Annotated in this window: 24 protein-coding genes and 1 riboswitch; of the genes, 1 reads left to right on the forward strand and 23 read right to left on the reverse strand. The window is 36.8% G+C overall.

What is annotated here, in order from left to right; translation table 11 throughout:
- Positions 1–16: 16 nt before the first annotated feature.
- The 3 genes from FFX44_RS00870 to dapB are packed head-to-tail and all read right to left on the reverse strand — an operon-like array spanning position 17 to position 3,930.
- Positions 17–1,915 carry an ABC-F family ATP-binding cassette domain-containing protein gene (locus tag FFX44_RS00870; protein WP_289976979.1) on the reverse strand — a complete coding sequence of 633 codons (1,899 nt, stop codon included), beginning with the start codon at positions 1,913–1,915 and terminating at the stop codon, positions 17–19.
- Between the two features lie 18 nt (positions 1,916–1,933).
- Positions 1,934–3,145, reverse strand: coding sequence for a CCA tRNA nucleotidyltransferase (locus FFX44_RS00875; protein WP_289976980.1), 1,212 nt, complete (start codon positions 3,143–3,145; stop codon positions 1,934–1,936).
- Positions 3,142–3,930, reverse strand: a complete 789-nt coding sequence (gene dapB / locus FFX44_RS00880; protein ID WP_289976981.1) for a 4-hydroxy-tetrahydrodipicolinate reductase — start codon at positions 3,928–3,930, stop codon at positions 3,142–3,144. Before dapB ends, FFX44_RS00875 begins: the two co-directional genes overlap by 4 nt.
- Before the next feature lie 170 nt (positions 3,931–4,100).
- Here dapB and FFX44_RS00885 point away from each other — a divergent pair, with 170 nt between their 5' ends.
- A complete protein-coding gene (locus FFX44_RS00885) occupies positions 4,101–4,988 on the forward strand; it encodes a YitT family protein (protein ID WP_289976984.1) in 888 nt (295 codons plus the stop codon).
- 285 nt (positions 4,989–5,273) lie between these two features.
- Here FFX44_RS00885 and FFX44_RS00890 read toward each other — a convergent pair whose 3' ends face one another.
- The 20 genes from FFX44_RS00890 to dnaE form a co-directional block, all read right to left on the reverse strand.
- On the reverse strand, positions 5,274–6,539 hold the full coding sequence (locus FFX44_RS00890; protein ID WP_289976986.1) for a tetratricopeptide repeat protein: 1,266 nt from the start codon (positions 6,537–6,539) through the stop codon (positions 5,274–5,276).
- Between the two features lie 261 nt (positions 6,540–6,800).
- Entirely contained in the window at positions 6,801–7,076 is a 276-nt protein-coding gene (locus tag FFX44_RS00895) for an HU family DNA-binding protein (RefSeq protein WP_289976987.1), read from the reverse strand.
- 238 nt (positions 7,077–7,314) lie between these two features.
- A complete protein-coding gene (gene der / locus FFX44_RS00900; protein WP_289976989.1) occupies positions 7,315–8,625 on the reverse strand; it encodes a ribosome biogenesis GTPase Der in 1,311 nt (436 codons plus the stop codon).
- Positions 8,626–8,762: 137 nt separating this feature from the next.
- Positions 8,763–9,968 (reverse strand): 30S ribosomal protein S1, encoded by a 1,206-nt coding sequence (rpsA, locus tag FFX44_RS00905; protein ID WP_289976992.1) that lies wholly within the window; start codon positions 9,966–9,968, stop codon positions 8,763–8,765.
- Between the two features lie 91 nt (positions 9,969–10,059).
- A complete protein-coding gene (gene cmk / locus FFX44_RS00910; RefSeq protein ID WP_289976993.1) occupies positions 10,060–10,731 on the reverse strand; it encodes a (d)CMP kinase in 672 nt (223 codons plus the stop codon).
- Between the two features lie 164 nt (positions 10,732–10,895).
- Positions 10,896–11,504, reverse strand: coding sequence for a LysM peptidoglycan-binding domain-containing protein (locus tag FFX44_RS00915; protein ID WP_289976994.1), 609 nt, complete (start codon positions 11,502–11,504; stop codon positions 10,896–10,898).
- Between the two features lie 90 nt (positions 11,505–11,594).
- Positions 11,595–13,028 carry a RecQ family ATP-dependent DNA helicase gene (locus tag FFX44_RS00920; protein ID WP_289976995.1) on the reverse strand — a complete coding sequence of 478 codons (1,434 nt, stop codon included), beginning with the start codon at positions 13,026–13,028 and terminating at the stop codon, positions 11,595–11,597.
- The gene (locus FFX44_RS00925) at positions 13,021–14,046 is read right to left on the reverse strand and encodes a helix-turn-helix domain-containing protein (protein ID WP_289976997.1); all 1,026 of its coding nucleotides are present in this window, start codon (positions 14,044–14,046) and stop codon (positions 13,021–13,023) included. The genes FFX44_RS00920 and FFX44_RS00925 overlap by 8 nt, the downstream gene beginning before the upstream one ends.
- Before the next feature lie 148 nt (positions 14,047–14,194).
- Entirely contained in the window at positions 14,195–14,773 is a 579-nt protein-coding gene (locus FFX44_RS00930) for an ECF transporter S component (RefSeq protein ID WP_289977000.1), read from the reverse strand.
- Positions 14,774–14,878: 105 nt separating this feature from the next.
- A riboswitch (FMN riboswitch) is annotated at positions 14,879–14,999 on the reverse strand.
- A gap of 60 nt (positions 15,000–15,059) precedes the next feature.
- Positions 15,060–15,809 (reverse strand): pseudouridine synthase, encoded by a 750-nt coding sequence (locus FFX44_RS00935; RefSeq protein WP_289977021.1) that lies wholly within the window; start codon positions 15,807–15,809, stop codon positions 15,060–15,062.
- Positions 15,799–16,389: an SMC-Scp complex subunit ScpB gene (gene scpB, locus FFX44_RS00940; protein WP_289977023.1), complete on the reverse strand. Its 591-nt coding sequence runs from the start codon at positions 16,387–16,389 to the stop codon at positions 15,799–15,801. The genes FFX44_RS00935 and scpB overlap by 11 nt, the downstream gene beginning before the upstream one ends.
- Complete coding sequence (locus FFX44_RS00945; protein ID WP_289977025.1) at positions 16,361–17,131, reverse strand: segregation/condensation protein A; 771 nt, start codon at positions 17,129–17,131, stop codon at positions 16,361–16,363. Before FFX44_RS00945 ends, scpB begins: the two co-directional genes overlap by 29 nt.
- Positions 17,121–17,483, reverse strand: coding sequence for an N-acetyltransferase (locus tag FFX44_RS00950; RefSeq protein ID WP_289977027.1), 363 nt, complete (start codon positions 17,481–17,483; stop codon positions 17,121–17,123). Before FFX44_RS00950 ends, FFX44_RS00945 begins: the two co-directional genes overlap by 11 nt.
- An 84-nt stretch (positions 17,484–17,567) precedes the next feature.
- Complete coding sequence (xerD, locus tag FFX44_RS00955; RefSeq protein WP_289977698.1) at positions 17,568–18,455, reverse strand: site-specific tyrosine recombinase XerD; 888 nt, start codon at positions 18,453–18,455, stop codon at positions 17,568–17,570.
- A 24-nt stretch (positions 18,456–18,479) separates the two neighbouring features.
- Positions 18,480–18,938: a Fur family transcriptional regulator gene (locus FFX44_RS00960; RefSeq protein ID WP_289977028.1), complete on the reverse strand. Its 459-nt coding sequence runs from the start codon at positions 18,936–18,938 to the stop codon at positions 18,480–18,482.
- Positions 18,939–18,970: 32 nt separating this feature from the next.
- A complete protein-coding gene (locus FFX44_RS00965; RefSeq protein WP_289977029.1) occupies positions 18,971–19,837 on the reverse strand; it encodes a S1-like domain-containing RNA-binding protein in 867 nt (288 codons plus the stop codon).
- A 12-nt stretch (positions 19,838–19,849) separates the two neighbouring features.
- Positions 19,850–20,308: a DUF441 domain-containing protein gene (locus FFX44_RS00970; protein ID WP_289977031.1), complete on the reverse strand. Its 459-nt coding sequence runs from the start codon at positions 20,306–20,308 to the stop codon at positions 19,850–19,852.
- A 279-nt stretch (positions 20,309–20,587) separates the two neighbouring features.
- Entirely contained in the window at positions 20,588–22,348 is a 1,761-nt protein-coding gene (gene pyk / locus FFX44_RS00975) for a pyruvate kinase (RefSeq protein ID WP_289977032.1), read from the reverse strand.
- A 72-nt stretch (positions 22,349–22,420) separates the two neighbouring features.
- Complete coding sequence (pfkA, locus tag FFX44_RS00980) at positions 22,421–23,383, reverse strand: 6-phosphofructokinase (RefSeq protein WP_289977034.1); 963 nt, start codon at positions 23,381–23,383, stop codon at positions 22,421–22,423.
- Between the two features lie 118 nt (positions 23,384–23,501).
- Complete coding sequence (dnaE, locus tag FFX44_RS00985; RefSeq protein ID WP_289977035.1) at positions 23,502–26,849, reverse strand: DNA polymerase III subunit alpha; 3,348 nt, start codon at positions 26,847–26,849, stop codon at positions 23,502–23,504.
- Between the last annotated feature and the right edge of the window lie 87 nt (positions 26,850–26,936).

Consider the following 26,936-nt stretch of genomic DNA (forward strand, 5'->3'; position numbering starts at 1 on the left):
TCCTCCATTATTCAGATTATTTCGTAAACTGACTTAGGTATTCCCAGCGTGCCATTTTTGTATCAATCAACTGATCATGCTCATCTATTTGCTTTTGTAAATCAGCTAATTCACCATAGTTAGTTCCATCCGTATTGTTCATTTTTTTCGTCAATTGTGCTTTTTCATTTTCTAAAGTATCAATCAAATCTTCAATTTTTTCAAACTCAATTTTTTCAGCATATGTCAGTTTTTGTTTTTCTTTCTTTACAGTATTTCCTTCTTTTTCGCCAGACTTAATTTGTGCTTTGCGATTCACGTTCTGCTGTTTTTCAAAATCACTGTGCTGACTTAAATAATCTGTAAATTCACCCGTGAAGCGGTCAATCACACCGTTACTCTTAAAAATTAATAAGTTTGTAGCAACCTTATCAAGGAAATAACGATCATGCGAAACTGTAATCACGGTTCCATTAAAATTGCTAACATAATCTTCCAAAACAGTCAATGTAGCAATATCCAAGTCATTTGTCGGCTCGTCTAATAGTAAAACATTTGGCTCACTCATTAATAACTTCAACAAATAAAGCCTGCGCTTTTCACCACCCGAAAGTTGCCGAATCAATGTTCCATGCATAAACCGTGGGAACAAAAACTGTTCTAAAAGCTGCGTTGTACTTAATTGTAGGCCGTGTCTATCAGTTACACTCTGGGCAACTTCGTTTAAATAACCGATCAAACGTTTATCTTCTGGAATTGGTTCAGTCTGCTGTCGATAATAAGCAATTCTGACTGTCTCGCCAATTTCTAAAAGGCCTTCATCAAGCGGCAATTCCCCCGCAAGCGCATTTAAAAAGCTTGACTTTCCTGCACCGTTGGCTCCTGTAATCCCAATTCGAGCACCAGCCTGTACCAATAAACTAAAATTATTGATAATCACGTGATCAGCAAGTGCTAATGATGCATTCTTCAACGAAATAACCTTTTTACCAAGCCGCCGCTGGCCTAAAGAAATATCAACAGCACCCTCATCTTTAGTTACTTTCAGATTTTCTTCGAGTTCGTTAAAACTGTTAATTCGGGCCTGTTGTTTAGTTGTCCGTGCCTTTGCACCAGTTCTCATCCATGCCAGTTCTTTTTTATATAATTGTTGCTGCTTGTGTTCAAAGTCAGCTTCTTTTTGAACACGTTGAGCTTTTTGTGCGACGTAGTCTTGATAATTACCTTGATATGGATAAAGACTACCAAAGGATAATTCTAAAATCTGTGTGGCAATCTGATCCAAAAAATATCGATCATGTGTAACTACGAGTAATGCACCTCTGTAGCTTACTAAATAGTCTTGCAGCCAATTGATTGAGTCGAAGTCAAGATGGTTAGTCGGTTCATCCAATACTAGTAAATCGGGTGCTTGGATTAAAACTTGGGCTAACCCGACACGCTTTTTCTGCCCACCAGAAAGTGTTTTAATTGCAACATCAAGCTGTTCCAAATGAAGTTGATTAAGAATTGTTTTTACATCACTCTCTGCGCTCCATGCATCTTCACGGTTCATGGCTGCTTCAGCATTATCATATCGTCGTTGAGCTTTAGGAGCATTCGGATTTTGGCCATAAGCAACAATAGCAGCTTCATAATCACGAATAGTTTTAAAAATTGGAGCAGCTCCTTCGAAGATAGCGTCCATGACTGTTGCATCTTCATCCAATTCGGGAATTTGCTTCAGATAACTAATTCGGTAATTATTGGGTGCATTCAATTCTCCACTATCCGCACCGTCTTCCCCAGTTAAAACATTTAAAAGTGATGTTTTTCCAGAGCCATTAGTTCCAATCAGACCTATTCTGTCATGTTCGTTGATTAGAAAATTAAGATTTTCAAAAAGTGTTTTTTCACCATAAGTTTTGCTCAAATTTTCAACACGTAATGTCTGCATTTTTCCACTCTTTCACTATCAATTATTCTTGATTTTTACCGCTGCTGCTTCTAATGAACCTAATTCGTTCCTTAACTCACCGCAGACGACTTTTTTCTCAATTATCGCTAAAGTCTTACCTAAAAATGACCCAGGAGTAAACTGTAAATCCTTAATCAAATTTCCGCCATTAATAGCCAACTCTTTTTTATTCTTAATTGGTAAAGCCTCATACCTACTCTGAATAACAGCAATATCTCTTGAAAAGCCTAACATACTTGCAACTGAAGCAGCCGTTTCAAATGCTGGTAACCCAATTGTATATAAATTCCATGCACTAATTTGGTTGGCTCTGAACAAGTTGAGCGCTGAAAAACTACTTTGAACATCTACTATCAACTCATTGGAACATTTCCATGATTTTAATAATCTACTGATCTGCTTATGATCATCATCCAGTGCCAAATAACATACAAGTGTCCATGCAGCAACATCATTTTTGAAATGTAGCTGTGCGAGAGAAAGCATGGTTTTAAGTACCTGTTCCATTGTATTGAACAGTGGACAGTACACAAAAAGCTTTGTCTCAAGGAATCCAGCTATTCCCTTTTTTGGATTCTTCCCCAAAAGTAATTTAGTCCATTCAACATTGATTCTCTCGACAGCGATTTTTTCAAGCAAGTGTGCATTCTCAGCAACTGCATTCAAAGTAGCTTCCTCAATTTCAAAATCAAGTTGGCTAGCAAACCGAACAGTCCGCATCATGCGTAAAGCATCTTCATGGTATCTTTCATTAGGATTACCAACGGCCTTTATCAAACCATTTTTTAAATCCTCGAGACCACCAAACAAATCAATCACCTCACCATCAAGACTGAGAGCCAAAGCATTGATGGTTAAGTCTCTGCGTTTGAGATCATCTTTGAGCGAGCGAACAAATTGGACACTGTCTGGTCTTCTATAATCTTGATAGGTTGACTCGGTTCTGAAGGTAGTCACTTCATAGCCTTCACCATGGTCAAGGATGGTCACAGTGCCGTGCGCTATTCCGGTATCAACTGTCTTCCTAAATATCCGCTTGATCTCTGCGGGGTAGGCACTTGTAGCAATATCAACATCATGCAGTGGTAAGCCTAACAGGGTATCACGTACCCCACCTCCAACAAAATAAGCTTCAAACCCTGCATTGCGAATCTTTTCAAGAATAATTCTAGCTTTTTGGAACTCAAGGGGCAGCTTATTTAATTTCATAGGAGGTTCTCAAGTCCTACAAGCAATTCATCATAGTCTCTTATCTTCTTCACTGCTACTGCAACCCCTGACATAAATGAGATACGGTCAAATGAATCTTGTCTAATTGTCAATGCCTCGCCTTGTCCACCAAACAAGACCTGCTCATGTGCAACATAGCCTGGTAAGCGGACACTATGGATACGCATCCCTTCATAGTCAGCCCCACGTGCTCCAATCAAGCTTTCCTTTTCTTCAGGATTTCCTTGAATTTTTTGCTTGCGAACTTCCGAAATTAGTTTTGCAGTATTTAATGCTGTCCCGCTAGGTGCATCCAATTTCTTGTCATGATGCATCTCAATAATTTCTACATCTGGTAAATACTTTGCTGCCTGTTGTGCAAATTGCATCAAGAGCACAGCAGAAATTCCAAAATTAGGCGCAATCAATCCCCCAACTTTATTTTTCTTTGCGATTTTTTTTAGTTCATCAACTTGATCATTAGCTAAGCCAGTTGTACCAATAACTGGTGAGATATTGTGTGCAAGAGCAAATTTAACATTTTCATACACTGAAGCAGGTGATGTGAAATCTATCCAAACATCTACTTTGCTTTCATCGATTTCATCTGGTTTAGTGTAAACCGGCACATCTTCATTTTTAAAATCAGGTAATTCACTAAGATTTTTTTCAGTCGCTCTCGGATCATATACCCCAGTCAACTTAAAATCTGCATTCTCTAAAACCATTTTTGTTGTTGTATTGCCCATCCGACCTTTAAAACCAGCTACTAAAACCTTAATCATAACTATCATCCTTTTCACTTTTGTTTATTCTTATTTATTCTAACAGATTGTTGCTTTGCCTGCATCTGCAAGAATAATGAAATTCTGCTTAGCAAGTGCTCAGAGAAGAGCTATTTTAATAAAACTTATGTTATGCTCTTAAAAGACACTAAGTTCTTGGAGGTAAAAAGATGTATTCAACTGATTCAAAAGTTCGTCTAATTGATTTTATTATGATTGCTTTTGGCTGTGGGATGTATGCTTTTGGTTTCGTCATGATTAACATTGGTAACGACCTAGCTGAGGGTGGTGTAACGGGTATTTCGCTCATCACTCGCTATTGGCTGCATATTGACCCCGCCTTTACAACACTTGCAATTAATATTCCTTTAGTAGTTATTGGCTATAGATATCTCGGGAAAAAGGCACTTATTTATACCGTGTACGGCACCGTTTCACTTTCAATCTTCATCTGGTTATGGCAAAGACTGCCATTCTCAATTAATATTCACCATGACTTATTTATCGCTGGGATACTAGCTGGTGTGCTTGGAGGGATTGGCTCAGGAATTGTTTATCGTTTTGGCGGTACAACAGGTGGTGCAGATATTGTTGCACGAATTTTAGAGAAAAAGCAAGGTATCGCAATGGGGCGAACCTTGTTGATCCTTGACTGCATTGTTTTAACTGCTTCGCTAAGTTACCTTGATATCAGAAGGATGATGTATACCTTGCTAGCATCATATGTTTTTTCGAAAATTGTAACCTTTACTCTTGAAGGTGCATATACTGCACGAGGTGTCATTATAATCAGTAATCAATATGAACAAATTACAAAAGATATTATGGATATTTTGGAACGTGGTGTGAGCCATTTACAGGCAACAGGTGCATATTCAAATGAAACAAGACCGGCAATTTATTGTGTTGTCAGTCCAAGTGAATTGATGACTTTAAAACATATTGTAGCTAAACATGATGAAAAAGCTTTTGTTTCTGTCTTAACGGTAAATGAGGTCTTCGGCGAAGGATTTAGTTATTCTATCCCGAAAAAAAGAATTTTTAAGTTAAAGAAATAAGAGCCTGGACGTTATCAATCAATTCCTATGCACTAATAATAGATTACAAAGGAAGTATTTAGAGCTGGATCAAGGATAAAAACTTGCTCCGGCTTTTTTCATCTAAATTAAACATGGTTCATAAGTTAAAATTCTTTACAGCTAACCTTGAATTTTAACTTATGAACCATGTTTTTCTTAATTACGAATTATTCTGCATTCATGCGCACAACGAAAAATTTGTTTTACTGCCTTGATCAAACAAAATGATTCTGATTCTGATTTTGGATTATTGGTTAATACTTACTAAAAATCTTCAAGTAATTCATCCTCAAAATCTTGCATTTCCAAATCATCAGGTGCAAGTTCGAGATAAAGAGCAACATTTTCACGAGCTGCTTCAAGATTACCAACTCGTCGATTCAAAATGGCAAATTCTCTGAGGAATGTTGGATTATCATCGTATACACGCCTAGCTGCCTGATAATATTTAAGTGCTAGTTCATCATTATCAAGAGCATTATATGACTTTCCAAGATTCCAATAAATTTGCGGATCTATTTCGTCATTTTGAACAAATGAACTCAAAAAGTCAATTGTTTCCTGATACTTTTGCCGACTGACTAACAAATTACTGAGTTCAATTACTAATGTCAGACTGTCTGGTTCTAACTCGAGGGCTTTTTCTAGATACACCTGTGCTTCGTCAGGCTGTTGCAATTTCAAGGAAACCGCACTAGCCTTTTCATACAATTTAATATTGTATTGATCTACCCGTAGCCCCTCTTGCAGTGTCTCAAGTGCATTCTGCAAAAAGCCCAGTTGCTCATATGCAGTTGCTAAGAATGGATATAGTGTTGTGTAATCTTTATTATCTTTTTTTAGCTTTTTAAAACTTTCAATAGCATCTTCATAATTTTTGACTTGGAGCTGTGTAAACGCAATCTGGAAACGCGTATCTGGACTAATTTGCTCATCCTCTAATTGTTCAAAATATCCCAGTGCTTGCTCAAATTTGCCAACTTCCGCATATGCTTGTCCAAGACGCTGAACCATTGACACACCTGCTAATTGAGTAAATCCCATCTTGACTAGTGCCAAATATGATTCAATCGCCTTTCCAAATTTCTTAGTATTAAAATAAAATTCTGCTAGTCCAAAGATAACCGCCTCTTCATTTGGGGCAATCTGCAGTGCCTCCAGCAACTTGTGCTCACTGACTTCCAGTAAGCCTTGCGTTTGATACAAATCTGCTGCAACCAAAAGTGAATTCACATAGGCATCAGAATCAGGCTTAATTGCAGATAAATACTCAAGTGCCTCATCATCATGCCCATCACTGACTGCAAGATCTGCCAATTGTGCACGTAAAATATCCTCATCTGGAAATTTGATTAGTAACGATTTATATGCTTTTACCGCAAAATTAGAAAAGCCAAGCATATATAAATCTTCTGCCAAATTATAAATATCATCTGGATCAGCTTGCTTAAGAACCAGCTCAAAAACTTGAGCTGCTTCTTCAATGTTTCCTTCTTCAATTAAATTAACTACATCTTCAGAACGATTCATAAATTCCCCTTTTTCATTTGTTTATTCAGTAAAGTTAGTATGAAAAACTATAGGTTAGGACAGTGAAAAATGGCAAACAAATAAGACTTTATTTTAAAAGTACCAAGTCGATTTCTGGTTCTAATAAAAAAAGAGGAGGAAGTGTGATGTAAGCCCGGAAAATCTTGACTTATGTTACACATTTACTCGCAATAAATAAATAGAAGGGCTCGATCAAAATTTAACTTTTGACCTAGCCCCCTGACGAATAAGTATTAATGCTTATTTAACAGCATCTTTTAAAGCTTTACCTGGCTTAAATGCAGGTACTTTGCTTGCAGGAATTTGAATTTCTTTACCAGTTTGTGGGTTGCGACCTTTACGGGCTGCACGATCACGTACTTCGAAGTTACCAAATCCGATTAATTGAACCTTTTCGCCTTCTGCTAACGTAGTTTGAATTGTTTCAAAAACTGCGTCAACAGCAGTAGTTGCATCTTTTTTTGTCAAACCTGTCTTTGTTGCAACTGTTTCGATTAATTGTGCTTTGTTTGCCATGTGTTTCACCTCCTCATACGAAGAAATAGGCACAGATAATAAATTATCTGTTGGCGTAATTTCGCCCTTATCATAATGACGAAACAATGACTAACAAATCATTATCTCTTTAAATAAGATAGCATATAAAGCCTAACATAACAAGGTTTTTCACCTTTTTTTAAGAAGTTTTAGCTTTTTGATAATTGTAAAATACTAGCGAAAAACTAAGTCTAACATATTGAGCAATTAATTAAAACTATTTACGCTTGCGCTCAATTATATGAACAGGTGTACCAGTAAAATCAAATGAATCACGAATTTGATTCTCTAAGAATCTTTGATATGAAAAATGCATTAACTCAGGATCGTTAACAAAAACAATGAAAGTGGGTGGTTTGACCGCAACTTGTGTTGTGTAATAGACTCTAAGGCGCTTGCCATGATCAGTTGGTGTAGGATTACGTGCAATTGCATCCATGATTACATCATTCAACACAGCTGAAGCTATCCTTCGTTGATGATTATCATTGATTTTCTTAATTAACTCAGGAAGCTTATCTAATCTTTGTTTCGTCACCGCTGAAACAAAGATTATCGGTGCATAGCTAAGATACTGAAACTCTTGGCGAATTTTTTCCTCAAATTCTGTCATCGTGCGATTATCCTTCTTTAACGTATCCCACTTATTGACCAAAATAATAATGCCTCGCCCTGCTTCGTGAGCATAACCGGCAACCTTTTTATCTTGTTCTCGGATTCCCTCTTCAGCATTTAATACTACCAATACTACATCTGAACGATCAATTGCTCGCATAGCACGCAAAACGGAATATTTTTCAGTATTCTCATAGACCTTCCCTCGTTTTCTGATCCCTGCAGTATCAATAACTGTGAACTCGTCACCTTGAGTTGAAATAAAGGGTGTATCAATTGCATCTCTGGTTGTTCCCTCAATATTTGAAACAATCACACGATTTTCACCCAAAATAGCATTTACAAGTGATGACTTGCCAACATTAGGGCGGCCAATTAAACTAAATTTGATTGTGGTATCTTCTTCTTCAACTTGTTTTTCTGGAAAAGAATGACAGATTTTATCAAGTAAATCACCAACACCTATTCCGTGTGTACTGGAAACAGCTAATGGTTCACCAAAACCAAGTGAATAAAAATCAAAAATATCTCCTCGTAATTCTGGATTATCAACTTTATTAACTGCCAAAATAACAGGCTTGTCAGACTTATAAAGAATTCGAGCAACTTTTTCATCAGCATCAGTTATGCCTTCGCGAACACTAACAACAAAGACAATTACATCAGCCTCATCAATTGCAATTTCAGCCTGTTCTGTTATTTGAGTCAGAAATGGTTCATCACCAATATCAATTCCCCCAGTATCAATTAAACTAAATTTCTGTCCGAGCCATTCACTGTGAGCATAAATTCTATCTCTCGTAACTCCAGGAACATCCTCGACAATTGAAATTCTTTCTCCCGCAATTCTATTAAAAACAGTTGATTTTCCGACATTGGGACGACCAACAATTGCTACAACTGGATTTGCCATTTTTGCAACCCTCTTTTCTATTTAAAATTAAAACATACTTATATCAGCAAAAAAACGATAGATTTGTTCAACAATCTACCGTTTCCATACTAAAGAATAACTACTAGATTTATCATACTAGAAAAATATACAATCAATTAATCTTGATCCTTGTTCTTCAAATCACCAACAAGGTCACCTAGTGTAAAGCCAGTGCTTTCATCTGGAAGATCAACTTTTTCTTCAGAAACTGTCTCTCTTTTCTCTCCACCAGCAACACTTGGCTTTTCTTCAAGTGCTTTAATTGAAAGTGCCAATCTATGTTCATCTGCATGGACATTTAAGACCTTAACCTTAATTGTCTCACCAGAAGTCAAAACTTCATTTGGTGTAGCAATATGCTTGTGTGAAATTTGAGAAATGTGCACGAGACCTTCAACACCTGGGAACACCTCTACAAATGCACCAAAACTTGTAAGACGCTTAACTTTTCCTTCAAGGATATCGCCCTCAGCAACTTTTTCTGTAATATTATCCCATGGTTGTGGTAATGTCTGCTTAATTGAAAGTGAAATTCGATCCTTTTCAGCATCCACTGAAAGAACCTTAACCTTAACGGTTTCGCCAACCTTCAATACATCAGATGGCTTGTTAACACGTTCAAATGAAATCTCTGAAACGTGAACTAATCCATCTACTCCTCCTAAATCAACAAATGCACCAAAACTTGTTAAGCGTGCAACTTTTCCTTCAACAACATCACCTACAACTAGATTGGCTAATATCTCTGCCTTCTTAGCTTCATGAGCTGCCTTAACAATTTCCTTATGAGAGAGAATTAAACGATTCTCACTTGGTTCAATTTCGATAATCTTTAGTTCAAGTTCTTGATTCTTATATTGATTTAAGTCCTCAACAAAACGATCATCAACCATTGATGCCGGAATAAAGCCACGAACACCAGCATCAACTACTAGACCGCCCTTAACAACTTGTGTCACAGGAGCAGTAATTGTTTCACCTGCTTCAAACTTCTTTTCAATATCATCCCAGACCTTGCGTGCTTCAAGACGGCGCTGTGATAACAAATAACTGCCGCCTTCCTTGTCAGAACCAATACGGGAAATAACAACTAGGTCGATTACATCACCGATAGTTACATCGTCTGAGACCTCTTGATCGGGTTTCAAGCCAAGTTCCTTAAATGGAACTACACCTTCAACTCCTGCCCCTTCAATTCCAACAATAACTTGTTTAGCATCATCAACGGCCAAAACCTCGCCCTTAACAACATCACCAATTTTTACTTCATTCACGCTATTTAAAGCTTCTAATAAATCCTTGTTTGCTTCTGATTCACTCATGGATCATGTCCTCCTTAACGACTCAACTCTAATCTCTATTCTAGCTGAATTCAATCAAAAATTCCAGTTAAAATACACTTTTAGTTAGATTTCAAGCTTTTTTTTCAATTATTTCCATTATTTTGTTAACAACTTGCTCAATTGTCAGGTTCGTTGTATCTAATTGAACGGCATCAGCAGCTTTTGAAAGCGGTGAAATCGTTCTGGTAGAATCTTTACGATCTCTCTCTTCTATCTCTTGTTCAAGAACCTCAAGCGGTGTTTGGATCCCTTTTTCAATATTTTCCTTATATCTTCTCAAGGCTCTTTCCCGTACACTTGCCACCATGAAAATTTTGATTTCAGCATCAGGTAAGACTGTTGTTCCGATATCGCGGCCGTCCATTACAATTCCACCAGCATTTGCAATCTCTTGCTGCAAATCAGTAAGAGACTTGCGGACTGGAACCTGCGCAGCAACTGTGGATACGTTATTGCTAATTTCAGGCATTCTAATTTCTTCTGTGACTTCTTTTTTATTCACAAAGACTCGTTGCCCAGTAGCAGATGGTATAAATCTAATATTGATACTGTGTAAAAGTACTCTTAGTGATTTCTCATCATCAAGTCGAATTCCATCATGAATCGCTGCCCAAGTAACAGCACGATACATTGCTCCAGTATCACAGTATATGTAATTTAATTTGTGTGCAACAAGCTTTGCGACCGTGCTTTTCCCTGCCGAAGCTGGGCCATCAATTGCAACTTGTAATAACTTCCCCATCTTGACTAAACCTTCCTATCAAAACATTATTTTCTATCACTGCTAAATAGAGTTAAACCAAAAATCAAATTTTACTCTAATATCTTTCTTGCTTTTTAGCTAAATGTCTTCCATAAATCAAAAAAACCGTCTAACTTCAATCTTAATTTTATGCTGCACATCCATTATTTAATACGAATTGACTCACCTGCAGTAAGTGTTGAAGTTGAACTCAATGTTGGATTCAGTTCAAGCAGTTCTTGCATTGTCAAACCATTATTAACAGCAACACGATAGATTCCTTGACCAGCAACAACCGTTACATATTGAGCGCTCGTTGATGAAGAACTGGCTGTGCTTGTGCTATACGAACTAGAAGAACCTGCTGTTTCGGTCGAACTGGCTGCTGCTACTTCACTTGAACTACTTGAAGAAGCAGCTTCTGTATATTCTTTAGTAGAGCTGGAAGATGATGATTCGGCAGTTGAACTTGCTGAACTTTTCTTAGCCGATGATTCTTCCTTTGAACTGCTCTTCTTACTAGAACTTGATTCAACAACACCTACATTATCACTACCTCCAGAAGAAGATTGTGATGTCTTTTGCGAAATAAAATAAAGTGCGACCGTTCCCAAAATAATTGCAATGAACACAACTAACAATGATGTGGTTAGTACGCTGTTGGCCCGGTTACTCTTTCGACTTGCTGACCGTGAATAGTTACCACTCTTGTCGCGAGCGTTGTCAAAAGATTTATCCCAAGGCTGTTGTTGGCCTGGAGTTTTTCGACTCATACAAATTTCCCCCTCAAATAATCATTTATTATTCTACCATACGTTACCGTAGCAAGTCATAATTCTTTACTTAAGAATTACGTTTAATTACTAAGTCCTAAAGAAAGAATCAAGAGTTACCTTATAATTTGGCAGTGAATCACTTTGATATTTCCTTTTTTCAAATTTAAACTCATTTAAATTCAATTGTTTTCCTTTCAGCTGGCAACATTTGTCATCATGTCTAGGCAGCATATTCTCTCCGAAGTATCTCAGTATGTATTTTCTTCTGCAGCCTTCAGTTGCAATATACTGCAAAAGTACATTCAACTTCTCAAATTTTTCCTTACGCCTTTTGAAAAAAATATTTTTAATCGTGTCAATCTTCATATTTTGGTCAAAATAGTACTGCAAAACTTGATCCTTGCTGGACAGATTATCCTGCTTTTTTAGATTGTTAAAATTATCAATATCAAATTCATCTGGTAAACTATCTATGCTAAGCTGTTGTTGCAATCCATTATCTGTTTTTGAGTACAACAAGATTGCAATGCTTTTTTTCCCATCTCTGCCAGCTCTTCCAATTTCTTGGACATAGCTTTCTAAATCACTTGGAAAATGGTAATGGATGACATAACGTACATCCTGCTTATTTATTCCCATCCCAAAAGCACTAGTAGCACAGACAATATCTAATTGATTCTCCATAAACTGATGCTGAATTGTATATCGGCTCATTACACTTAAATCTGCGTGATATGGTGCTGCACGCAGATTTGTCTTCATTCCTATCATTTCACTAATTCTATCGGCTTGCTTTTTACTTGAAAAATAAATCAAACCCGGTCCAGTGAGCTGAGAAATCAATTCTATCAAGTACTTATTTTTCTCTGTGACAGTTGGTGATTCATGGACCACCAGGAATATATTAGGACGGTCAACAGAGTAGCGAATTGTCCGTGGTGTCTCACTGCTGTCAAATAAACTAGTCTGGATATCTTGTGCAACTTTATTCGTCGCTGTTGCAGTCAAGGCTAACGTTAGCGGATTATGCAATAATTTTCGGAAATGCTTGATCTGCAAATAATCTGGGCGAAAATCAGGTCCCCATTGAGAAATACAGTGTGCTTCATCGACAACTAAAAGCCCAATATCGATTGTTACTAGTTGAGCTGCGACTTTATCATTTTTTAGCATTTCTGGTGATAAGTAAATAAACGAATATGACGCAAGATTATGCAAAATAAAATTTCTTTCGCTATATGACAATTCTGATGTCAATGCAGTAACTTTTTTTTCGCCAATATATTTCAATTGTTCTACTTGATCATTCATCAAAGACAGTAGCGGGGAGATTATCAAGACTGTCTTCTTAAGAATTTTGCCACTTAGCTGATAACATAATGACTTACCCATACCTGTTGGCAAGATACCTAACGTTGAATGATTGGCAAGCAAATTTTTGATGATTTCAAGTTGTCCTTTTTTAAATTCGGAATATCCAAAATATTGTTTTAGTAATCCCTTTAATTGCAGATCATTCAATTTTTTTACTCCTTTCAATCTGAAATAGCCTAAATTTAAAAAACTCAATTCGATTGTCCAACTGCTCATAACTCCAGTCAATTGCCACACCCGAAAAAGCACCTTTTAGAATGGCATAATCATTCGCGGTGATTAGCCTACTATATGCAAAATCATCGCGAAAAATTGCACTTTCCAGCAAATGTTCTTTAATTGTACTCAATTTTAAGTTACGCTTTTTTGCAATTTGCTCTAGACTCTGATTTTCGTTAAACATTTGATAAGTAATCAAAGTACTCTTGGATAATTTCTCCGTAATATTCAAGGGAATTACCAGTTGCCTAAAAACAGAATCTTCCTTTAAAAGAAAAAAAGCAAATTGCGTGCTTAGATCACGCCATAGCGAGATAACATCTTCCCGTGAAAAATGCGGCAGCAAAACCGCGACTTGTTCAGCTGTTTTTCCTATAATTCCATGACCACTGAAGAAAACCATAAAAACATTAGCCTCTTCTTGCGAGAAATGTGCTAAAAAACAATTGAGTAATTGCTTTAAAACCTTAGCCAATTCATCTTTATTTACTATTGTCTGATACCAACTCTTAAAAAAGAACTGTGCTCTAATTGAAGAACCAACCACGTAGTAATGATGATTATGATATGACAGCTCAGATATCACTTGAATCACTAACGGCAAGAGTTCAATCCATTGCCTTTCATTTATATGCTGAAAAAGTGAGGGTTCAGTTATTATGTAATTCTTCTTTTGATAACTTTCTTTCTGAATAGTTCCCGTTTCTGATAAGACAAGGCCTTTCGGAGCCGCTACAAGATATTTTGCCTTGCGCAAATTATTTATTTGTAAATCAAATTGTTTTTCATTTAATTCAGGTTCAACATTCAACCAATCTAACAGATGATACTGCATTCCCCAATATAGGCTTGAGACAGTTCTCTTATTCCCTAATACTTGCCTGATTACTGCACTCCTTCTTGGTTGGGTATTCGAGAAAAAAAGTAACCATTTTTTTTCGTTCACTAATAAGTCTCCTTTATATATTCTACAATTATTCTACAATATTAATACGTATTTAGTTAGTATCGTTACTTTTATCTGCAAAAAAATAAAAAAAACAGAACTAGAAGTTTTTTTACTTCTAACTCTGCGTAAAATCGATCCAATAATGTTACTTCAGTACAACCGATTGCTTAACAATCCAGTCCTTCATCTTAATAAACAAGGTCCAAAATACTATTCCGACCAAAAGTCCCTTAATCAAATTGAAAGGAACAACTCCAATTAACACAAACTTTGCCAATGGCATAGATAACTTCATCCCTAATACACTCATATACAGTGGCATAATTACAAAATAGTTGGCTAATGATAAGATTACCGTTAAGCTCATCGTCCCCAAGAAAACAGAACGAACAATATTCCAGATACGCGCATCGTGATGCTTACGCAACGCATAAAAAATTGGTAATGTAAGTGTCATCGAAGCAATAAAGTTAGTCACCACCCCAATTAAATTATCAATCGATGGACCAGAAATTAAAAAATATAGGATTGAACGAATTAAAGCAATTTCAATTCCTCCAAGCGGCCCAAGAATAAACATTCCAAAAAGAATTGGTAAATCTGAAAAATCAACCTTCATATAAGGAACTAGCGGAACTACCACAAAAGATAAGAACATTAACAAGTATGAAATACCTGCTAAACTAGCGGAAATAACATAACGACGTGTAGCTGTATAGACCATCAAAAAACCTCCTGATGTTCATCTTCACGGATCTTATTTGAGATACAAAAAAGCCCTGCTGATCAGAGACCAACAGGGTTCAATTGACTTTTACAATCAAATAAGCCCTATCTTCTTTATCCAGACTTTACTGTCGGTTTTGGATTTGCACCAAATCAACTGCACGAATGCAGGTCGCGGACTGTCACCGCCGGTCGGGAGTTTCACCCTGCCCCTGAAGATAAACCATATTATTTTTATTACAACTAAATCTTAGCATTGTCTAAAGAATAATGCAACCATTTATTTACTTACTTTTTAGACGCTTAATTTCGTCATGTGTTAACTCTCTAAAATCACCAGAGGTTAAACCATCTAAGGTCAAAAAACCATATGTTTCACGTTTTAATTTTTCAACGGGATGACCAATTGCATCAAACATCTTTTTAACTTGATGATACCGACCCTCGTGAATTGTCAATGAAACAAGAGCCCTTTTCTTTTTCTGGTCTGCTGATAACAATCTTGCTTTTGCTGGTGAAGTCTTTTTTCCCTCAACCATCATACCCAAGCGTAGTTTCTTAAAGTCTTCATTTTCAGGTATACCGGAAACCTTAGCAACATAGGTTTTATCAATCTTGTTTCTTGGGTGCATTAACTTGTTGGCCAAATCACCATCATTAGTCATCAAGAGCAACCCAGAAGTATCATAGTCGAGTCTTCCTACCGGATAAATTCGTTGCTCAATCTTCTTAAAATAATCAGTTACAACTTTCCTTCCCTTATCATCACTTGCTGCAGTGATAACCCCACGTGGTTTGTAGAAAAGAAAGTACACCTTCTTCTCAGTATCCAAAGTCTTCCCAGCAACGACAACTACGTCACTGCCTGATACCTTTGTGCCAAGCTCATTGACCACTTTACCATTCACAGAGACCATCCCATCCAAGATCATTTTCTCAGATGCTCTCCTAGAAGCTACGCCTGCATTAGCCATAACTTTTTGTAAACGCTCATTTGATTCCATATTTGCTTCTCCTATTTTTTCATTCGCCATCTTCGAGGGTCTCATTAAATAAGTCTAATAAATTTTGTTCACCATCATTTAACACACCTTCTTCAGATACTTCCGGCAAAGATGGTAATTCGTCTAATGAATGTAGACCAAAATAATTCAAAAAATTTTCTGTTGTTTTATACAAAATTGGGCGCCCTGGTGCATCAAGGCGCCCAGCTTCTTCAATCAGTTCAAATGCCAGCAGCTTTTGGATTGAACCATGGGATTTAACTCCACGAATCTCATCAATACGTACACGCGTAACCGGTTCCTGATATGCAATAATTGCAAGCGCTTCTAGTGCTGCCCGTGAGAGAACAGACATATTAGGAGCTTCGAAATAATCCCGTAAAAGGTCTGCATATTTGCTCTTAGTAGCCAAGCGATAGAATTCATTAGTTGTAATTACTTCAAGGCAACAACCTTGATCGGCTGCATATTTTTTATTTAGCAGGTTAATCTGTTCTATCACAGCCGGCTTCATCAAGCCAGTCAATTGTGAAAGTTGTGCCAAAGATATTCCTTCATTTCCCGCAACAAAAAGAAGAGCTTCAATCTCTGCTTGAATTGTTGGTTGCATTAACTACACTCCTCAAAATAATGGTATCTAAACTCTTTTTTTGAATTATCTCAATTGTTCCTCTTTTTACTAGTTCCAGCATCGCTAGAAAAGAAGTCACAACTTTTCCAACTTGGACTTCCTCTTCAATAATCAAGGAATCAAAGGAGATAACAACCTTCTTCGATAAGTGGTAAAGAATATTTGCCATTTCGCCCTCTATTGTAAAATGTTCTTTCCTAATACTTCCTTTTTTGGCAATAACAATCTTTTTTCTAGTCATTAGCCGTATAAAAGTTTGCTGTAAGAGCGTCACAGGCTGACTGCCGTTGAGTAAAACCTTACGTGTTCCAGTTGGTTCATCCGACTGTTCTCTCGTATAATGTAAAGCCCTTGATTCAAAGAGTTCATCCAAGTTCTCAGCTGCCATCTGATAACATTGATGCTCCAAAAGCTGTTGCACGAGTTCTAGCCTTGGATCGTCAACTGTCCCATCATCTTCAAACTCATCATGATGCGGTAAAAGCAGCTTGCTTTTTATATTTAATAATGTGGAAGCCATAACTAAATACTCTCCAGCTATATCCAATTCCATTGTCTGCATTTGATGTAACTGATCAATATACTGTGAAGTTATTTCTGCCATCGGAATATCATAAATATTCATTTGATTCTGCCGTATAAGATGCAGTAATAAATCTAAAGGTCCCTCAAAACTTTTTAGTTTAAAGGTCAGCTTCTGATTCTCAAAACTAGTCGCCATCGTTATGATGCTCCCACTTGGTGATTAGTCCTGCTGTTTCGAGACTTCCCATCATCTTTCTTCCAGGATATAGCTCACATAATCCACTAAGCATATTGAAACTGACTCCTTCATTTCTTTCTGTAGGTGTTATTGCAATGTGCCGTACCATCAAGATATCATCCGAAATTTCAACACCGATAACGCCAATAAAATCACCATTATCGTTCTTCCAGAGATAAAGGCAACGTTCATCTGCACCACTATACCAATTCAATTCAGTTTTCAGATGTGAATATTCCTTCAAGTCTGGGATAAATGAAAGTAATCCCATCGTTATTTTTTCATAATCATTTTTATACTTATAAAGCATGATGACCTCCTGTGGTCGCAAGAAAGTATTAATAAGTAAAGTTGCGTCAACTTTATCATAATTTTATTCTATAAACAATTTATTCTAAGCACGCGGGTGATATTTCCCATAAATTTCTGCTAATCTTCTTTTCGACAAATGGGTATAAATCTGAGTTGTTGCAATATCTGAGTGTCCTAAAAGCTCCTGAACAATCCTTAGATCTGCTCCATTTTCTAAGATATGCGTTGCGAACGAATGCCTCAGTGTATGCGGAGTAACATTCTTTTCTATTCCAGCCCTTAAAACATCTGCTTTTAGATTTTTCCAAATTCCTTGTCTCGTCAACTTCCTACCATGATGATTTAGAAATAGAAAATTACTTCGCTGTTTCTTCAATAACTGTGGGCGAATGTCATTCAAATACCTCTCAACCCATGAAATGGCCTGATCCCCAATTGGAACAATTCTTTCTTTTTGGCCCTTTCCAATTGTTTGAATCAATCCCAAACTTAGATGCAAATCTGCAAGCTGAATATTTATTACTTCACTGACACGCAATCCAGTAGCATACATCAATTCCAAAATAGCTCGATTTCTAAGTCCAAGAGGTTTTGATGTATCAGGCGAATTCAGGAGTTTTTCAACTTCGGCTGTTGAGAGTACCTCGGGAAGATGTTCACTTTTTTTGGGAGCATCAATTAATTCCATTGGATCACTTTGAATAATACCTTCTTCAACCATATATTGAAAAAACTTTCTTAGGCTCGTCACAGATCGTACTATTGAACTTGTAGCCTTCTGCTGGTTAGATTCCAATTCCAGAAAATCGACAATGAGTTGCCTTGTAATAATCTTAAAATTATCAACTTGTCGTGTTTTAAGAAAGGCAATAAATTGCATCAAATCATTTTGATAGCTATTAACCGTATTTTCAGAAAGTCCCCGCTCTACTTTTAAATAATGTATATAATCTAAAATAGTATTTTTAATAAACTCACCCTCATTAATACTGCTTTAACGGCTCTTCTTCGCCAAGCAATCTGCACAGATACCATGAAAAATCAAACGATGATCTGTTACCTCGAAACCAAATTTGTTTTTTACCTTTTCTTCAACATCTAAAAGCAAGTCTTCATGAACCTCTTGAATTTTGCCACACACTTTACAAAGTAAATGATGATGAAAATGGCCCTGATCAGACAACCTTAAATCATAACGCGACATGCCATCTTCAAAATTAATCTTGTTCACTATTCCAAGTTCAAATAAAATCTCAAGTGTTCGATAAACGGTAGCTAGACCAATATCCTTCTCTCTTTTTCGCACGAGGGTAAATAGCTCTTCTGCAGAAAGATGTTTCTCATAGTTATGTAAAAGAGTGCTGACAGTAGCACGTCTTTGCGGCGTTAGTTTCAGACCAGCTTGATGGAGTTGAGATTCAATGTCAGTTATTTGTGTTTCCAAAAATTCCATTGCATTAACTCCTTCTTTCTTACATCAAATAGTTATTTCTCGTTAAGATACATCTTTCCATCGGATTGCTTTACCAATCCGGCCTTCATTAAATGCCCGACAGCCCGCTTGAATTGCCCTTTACTAACCCCAAAATAATCTTTAATATCTTCTGGTTTAGATTTGTCAGTGTAACTTAGCACACCTTCAGAATGCTGTAACGCTGCTAAAATCATCTGAGCATCATCACTGATTGCTTCATAGGCTCTTCTACGTAGTGAAAGATTCAATGTTCCGTCCGGTCTAATTCCAATTACACGAGCATTAAGATGTTCACCTAGACGTGGTTCACGGTCTCGTTCACTTGGATGAATAAAACCCAATTCAAAATCTGGAGTTATTACGTGAGTCCCTGCCATTTTTAAACGGTAAGCAACTGCTTCCACATTTTTATTTTTCATACTATCATCTGCTTTGCCAGAAATCCCTTTGAAAATTTCTTCACTTGCAATTGACCCCCAAAGGCGGCCCTTTGAATCAACTCTAAGAGCAATCATCAAACTATCGCCCTTCTTGGGCCAGAGATTTGTCAACTCAGGTAGTTCATCTAATGAAACCGCGACATCCTTATTTGGTAACCCAATATCAACAAACACACCTAAGTCACGCCTGCTGGAAACAACTTCTCCAAATGCATAACGACCAATTTGGCTAGTTGGAATTTTTTTTGTTATCTGCATTTCATGATTCTCATTTTCATATGCAAACCCAGAAATTAAACTACCGTTACCCAGTTCTGATTCAACCTCTTCTTTATCAAGTCTAAAAGTTGTCCCTTCACACTGTAAGAAATATAAATCATCATTTTGATCAGTTACACGAGCTTCTATAATGTGGCCAATCATTTTATCTTTTTCCATTATTTTCCTCCATTAGTTAAGACTCACATGTAACAAACTCATTATACAATAAGCAATTCCAGAAGCAATTACAGGTCCAGCAGCAACACCGCGCAAGAAGACGACCCCGATTATTGTACCAATCACCAAAGCAACTGTCACTTGTGGAGAAACTGACAGCAAGGAAACTCCTTGACGAGACAAAACTGCAACCAAAATTCCACACACAACTGAAATAAGACCTACAGGTGTTTTAAAAATCTGAATTAAGTCATTAAAAGTTATTTGTCCAGTAGCGATTGGGATAAGAATAGCAACCGAAATGACTGTTACACCCCAATTGATACCCTTTGTTTGTATTACAGGCATCCATTCATTCGTAAATGGAATTGCTTTCAATAACAAAACAACTACTGCAGCAATTGTAAGCGATGTATTCTTCGCAAAAAAAGCAACTAAAAAAATAATTCCCAAAAAAATCCAACTTTCCATTCTTTCACCCCAAAGTATATATTCGCTACCTATTTTACCCGAAACAATTATAAATTGCTAATTAATATCTAAATTTACTCAACAAAGCAACAAAAAACATCATTCCAAAAGTCACATTCTGCTGAAAACCTGCATACTTTTATTCCAACAAAATAAAAAAGCCATACCAACAGTTTTCTTGGTACAACTTTCCTATTGAGTTATGTGCTAAAATCAGAAAAAGTAACTTCGACTGCACATACTTCTCTTAATTAAGATTCAAGTTTGAATTTCAATATCCTAAAGCGCGCTTGAAGCACCACGATAAACAATTCCGCGACGTGAATCAACCGTTACAACTTCACCATTCGAAATCAATGATGTTGCATTTTCAGCGCCAACAATTACAGGAATTCCCATAGAGATACCCACAACAGCAGCATGTGATGTCAATCCACCGTTTTCAACGATTAAAGCACTGGATTTTTCAATAGCAGGAAGATACTCTTTGTCAGTTGTTTTTGTAACTAAGATCCCACCTTCAACAGCATTTTTGTTTGCCTCTGCAGCTGAACCAGCTACAACAGCTTTTCCAATAACTGTTTCATCACCAACACCTTGACCTACAACAAGCTTTGAACCGATTAATTGAATCTTCATAACATTTGTTGTACCTTTTTCTCCAACTGGCACACCAGCAGTAATCAAGATCAAGTCACCTTCTTTAGCAAAACCAGCCTCTTTAGCTTTTTCTGTTGCTAAAGCAAACATATCATCAGTTGAAGCAGGAGTTTCTGCAAGAACAGGATGAACACCCCAATTGATTGATAAGCCACGGCGAGTACGATCATCAAATGTCACAGCTAAAATATCAGCATCTGGACGATACTTCGAAATCATTTGTGCTGTATGACCTGACTTTGTAGCAGCAACAATTGTCTTGATTCCAAGATTGTTAGCTGCTTCGGCAACGGCACGACCAACAGCTTCTGTGACATCTGTTTTGTCAAAATCATTAATTGAGAATGTATGATGTTCACGTAAAGTATTCTCGGCTTTGATGTCAATCCTTGCCATCGTTGCAACTGATTCAACAGGATAGTCCCCGTTTGCACTTTCGCCAGAAAGCATCGTTGCATCAGTACCATCAAAAACAGCATTAGCAACATCAGAAGCTTCGGCACGTGTAGGACGTGGATTTTCTTGCATTGAATCAAGCATTTGTGTTGCAGTAATAACTGGTTTGCCAAGAGCATTACATTTCTTAATCAATGTCTTTTGAACCAACGGAACATTTTCTACAGGAATCTCAACACCCATATCACCACGAGCAACCATCAAACCATCAGAAACCTTGATGATTTCATCAAAGTTATCAATACCTTCTTGTGATTCAATCTTAGGGAAGATTTGTACATGTTCCATATGCTTTTCTTCAAGTAATTCACGAATATCTAAAACATCTGCTGGTTTACGAACAAAACTAGCTGCAATAAAGTTAATTTCATTATCCAAACCAAAACGGATATCGTCTGAATCTTTTTCAGTGATACCTGGTAAATTGATTGAAACGCCAGGAGCATTAACACCCTTACGTGAACCTAACACACCAGCGTTCAAAACTTTACATACTAATTCTTTTTTGTCTTGATCGATTTTTTCGACTTGCATATCAATTAAACCATCATCAAATAATACATGGCCACCTACATGAACGTCATCAATCAATCCAGGATAAGTAACTGCGATCTTCTCACGAGTTCCTTCGATAGAACTATCCATTGAAATACGAACCTCATCGCCGATTTCATAATGAATTTTGCCTTCTTTTTGAACAGTTGTCCGAATCTCAGCACCCTTGGTATCAAGCATGATACCAACCATTTTTCCTGTAATCTTTTCTGCTTCATGAACGAGCTTCATACGTCCTAAGTGTTCTTCATGATCACCGTGAGAAAAGTTAAAGCGGAATACGTTGGCACCTGCTTCGATTAACTTAACAATTGTTTCCAAACTATTACTAGCTGGACCAAGTGTACTTACGATCTTGGTTTTCTTCATGAGTAAAATCTCCCCTTTGAATAATTTTTAAAGACGACTTTAATGTCAATTCTTTACAAAGTTATTAGTGCATTAAAAACGAAGACGATCATTTAAATCAAGTAATGATACGTCAGTGATATGCTTATGGTTCTCTAAAGTATCGATGATATCAGTTGCAACCAATTTGTTGTCTCTAATACCAATTGCTAAGCCGCCTTTTCCTTCAAGCAGCAGGCGAATAGCATAATCACCAAACATACTTGCAAGAACACGATCTTTTGCGGTTGGACGTCCACCACGCTGAATATGACCCAAAGTAATTGCACGGCTGTCAAAATTGCCATATTGGTCAAGTTGTTTCTTAAAATCTGCCGCAGACATAACACCTTCAGCTAAAACTATCAACCCATGATCTTTGCCATTTTCATAATTGCGTTTAAGATGTTCAGCAATTTTCTTAACATCATGGTCACGCTCTGGAACAACGATTGCATCTGCATCGGCAGCAATTCCTGCCCACAGTGCGATATCTCCGGCTCCGCGTCCCATAACTTCGACAACAAAAGTTCTCTGATGAGAAGTAGCTGTATCGTTAATTCTGTCAAGTGCATCAAGTGCAACATTAACCGCCGTATCAAAGCCAACAGTAAAATCAGTCCCTGGTATATCGTTGTCAATAGTTCCTGGTACTCCGATTGAATTGAAGCCATGCTGTGTAAGGCGTTCAGCACCATGGTAAGAACCGTCTCCACCAATTACAACTAAAGCATCAATTCCAAACTTCTTAAGCTGCTCAATTCCCTTAAGCTGAGTCTTTTCTTCTGCAAACTCAGGAAAACGAGCCGAGTACAAAATCGTACCACCACGGTCAATGACTCCATCCATATCCTTTGAATCTAATTGACGGATATTTCCAGCAACCAATCCCGCAAAACCATAATTAATACCATAAGCTTCCAAGCCTGCTGAAATGGCCGAACGAGTAATCGAACGGATTGCAGCGTTCATTCCAGAAGCATCTCCACCACTTGTTAAAATACCTATGCGTTTCATTTTTTTCACCTCAAGTAAATATAATGGAACAACACATTCTCCAAGGGTTATAGTATCACTTTTAGAAGAGAATGTCTTGTAAAATTATAAATTAAATTCAATTTATCACATGATATTTTCATTTGCTTTCATTTTGAAAGACGACATTGCTTCTACCAATCAAATTTACCAGCTGATCTTCCAGTTCTTGCGACCTGTTTACCCAGTATTTTTCATCTAAAACCCATTTCACAGCTCGTTTTTCTTCATACAAAACAACTGGGACTGAGCCTGTGTGTAACTGTAATATTTTTAAAAGCTGCTTGTTTATAACGTCTGAATCATTTGCGGCCAGCCTTAAAAATAATCTTCTTTTCATTTCTGTTTTCAGTTTTTCCGCTGCAACCATCGTTGAAACAATAATCTGTATTTTTTGATTACGTTTTTCACTCTTTCCAGCAACAAGATAAACCTGATTTGTCTGCAAATCATTACTAATCTTTTCAAAAATGTTTGGAAAAAGGGTTAACTCGATTTCACCAGTCTGATCCTCGACCGTCAAAAAAGCCATTTGCTCGCCATTTTTTGTTCGGATTATTTTTATCTTCTTAATTAAACACAAAATTTTCTGTTGCTGATTTTCGTGGATATTTGTGATTGTCTCCACATTATGCAGCTGTGCAATTTCTGTAAATTGTTCCACCGGATGAGCCGAAAGAAAAATTCCAAGATATTTTTGTTCTCCAGCTAGAATCTCTGCTAAAGGAAGTTCATCATATTCTTCTTGTTTTGGTGCAAGCAGTGATAACAATTCGCTGCTTGCACCACTTAGCTCCACATTGCTCATCTTTTTACTAAGATTACCCAACAACGTTGCTCGATTAACAGAAAATACATCAAAAGTACCAGAATATATCAAGGCTTTCAGCGGTTCTTCCTTCAAGTACTTGTGATTAATTCTTCTTATGAAATCGTCAAATGAACTATAATGACCTGCGCTTTTGCGTTCCTCAATGATTTCCTTAATAAAGTCTCTACGCAGAGTCTTAATATTACCTAAACCGATAATCAAGTTCTTTCTTCCAGAGAATGTATAATAATTGCTTCTATTTATATCTGGCGTTTCAATCTGCAATTGATGCTGTTTTGCTTCAATTATAAAGTCTCTTGTCTTGACCCCATCACCGATAACGGAATTCAGAACTGCTGCAAAAAAGGGGGCCGCATAATGAACTTTTAAAAATGCAAGCTGAAATGCTATTTTAGAGTAGGCAACAGCATGTGAACGGTTAAAGCCATAATTAGCAAAGCGTTCAATGTAATCATAGACTTGTTCTGCATTTTTTGAAGAATACCCCAGTTTTGTGGCACCATTAACAAATTTCGATTTCAGTTCTTCAATCACACTAGCCTTCTTCTTGCTCATTGCTCTTCGCAATATATCAGCCTGACCTAAAGTAAAGCCACCCATTATGGAAGCAGCCTGCATAACTTGCTCTTGATAAACTAATATTCCATACGTATTCTTCAAAATTGGAATCAAGGAATTATCTGGATAAATAATCTTTTCTTTGCCATGCTTACGTGCTATAAAATGTGTAATATTTTCCATAGGACCAGGCCTGAACAATGCATTTACAGCGGCAATGTCTTCAAAAGAGGTTGGATAAAGATTCCGTAAAACATTGCGAATACCAGATGATTCAAACTGAAATACTCCACTAGTATCAGCTTTTTGAAATAGTTCCAGTGTTTTTTCATCATTTAGCGAAATCTTATTAATATCAATAGCCTGACCAAAGCTTCTCTTCACTGCCGACAATGTATTATTTAAAATCGTCAGGTTTCTTAATCCTAGAAAATCAATCTTAAGCAATCCCACACGCTCAACATCGTCCTTGGTATACTGTGTCAGCAAAACATCATCATTACCCATTTGCAATGGCACAACTTTTCTCAGATCCGTATCACTCAAGATCACTCCGGCAGCATGGACAGAATAATGTCTTGGTAAACCTTCTAGTAATGATGCAGTTTTAAATAAAAGATGATTACGTTCACTTTTATTAATTAAATCATGTAACTGAGAAGATTTCTTTGCTGCTTCCGGCAACGTAATCCCAATTTGGCTAGGAATTACACGACTCCAATTGTTACTTTCTAATTGCGAGAAACCCATGACTCGTGCAACATCACGCAAAGCTTGTTTTGCTCCAAATGTCCCGAAAGTAATTATTTGTGCCACATGGTTTTCACCATATTTTCTATTAACATATTCAATGATTTCTTGTCTCCGGTTATCTGGAATATCCAAGTCAATATCAGGCATTTGCGCCCGTTCTTCATTCAAAAAGCGCTCAAAAAGTAGATTATATTTGATTGGATCAACATCTGTAATCCCTAAAAGATATGAAACCAGCGAACCTGCAGCAGAACCTCGACCTGGACCAACAAGTATTCCATGCTCATGAGCATAGTTTGTAACATCCCAAACAATCAAGAAATAGTCAGCAAATCCCATCTTCTTAATAATATTTAGTTCCTTATTCATTCTCTGTAGATATTTTTCATTCACATCATTTGTTCGTTCATGCAACTTTATTTGCATTCCATTGTTGCATAATTTTTTCAAGTAACTATTGGCATTAATATTTTGTGGCGTCTCAAATTTAGGAAGCATTACTCTCCTTGGCACAAAATCAAATGTAGCTCGTTTAATTAACGAAAGCATATTTTTAAATGGCTCGACTCGCTTTTTTTCCATATAATTCCGTTTAATATCATTTAGTGGTTTTAGCCATGAATTCCCATCAAAATCATTTGCATGCTGCAATTCTTTGCTATCTAGCTGTTTACCCTGCTTAATTGCGTCCATAACCTTACAAACAAACAACCCGTTCTTTTCCAAATATTTGACCGATTCAACAGCAACAGCTTTAACATTCAGTTCATTTGCATATTGCAATGTTTTGCCATACAAAGCGTCAGACGTTTCTATACTTATTCCTATATATAGGTTTTCTTTTGCTAAATTTACCATTTGCTGCAAATTTTTTTTTGCAAGTTCATCCTTACCATTTAATAAATTGTTGGTAAGAAAACTGTTAGCGGGTGGAATTATTATAATTATATCTGTAAAAAGAGCAGGATTTTCACTGATTATGAATTCTGTAGAATTTTTTGCGAGTAATAATTGTTTTTGAGTCGAAATTTGAATCAAATTATGATAGCCATTTTCATTTTTTGCAATTAAAATCAATGTCTCTTTTTTTTCAGTGGATATCTCTAATGTCATCCCTATAAGTGGTTTGATTCCCTCAGCCTGACATGTGTCATAAAATGAAATAGCTCCGTACATAACATTAATATCAGTTAAGGCTAGTGCCGTATAACCCTTTGATTTAGCATTTATGACAATATCTTTTATTCGAATTGAACTTTGCAACAAACTATAACTGCTAATCACTTGAAGTGCTGCACCACTCATATATCACTCAACCCCTTATCATCTTGTCTAATATTATAACAATACTCTTTTAAAAAAACATCTTCGACTTTTTTAGGGTGTCAAATT

It is taken from the genome of Lactobacillus sp. UCMA15818, assembly GCF_030400225.1.
In the GTDB taxonomy this organism is placed as follows: domain Bacteria; phylum Bacillota; class Bacilli; order Lactobacillales; family Lactobacillaceae; genus Liquorilactobacillus.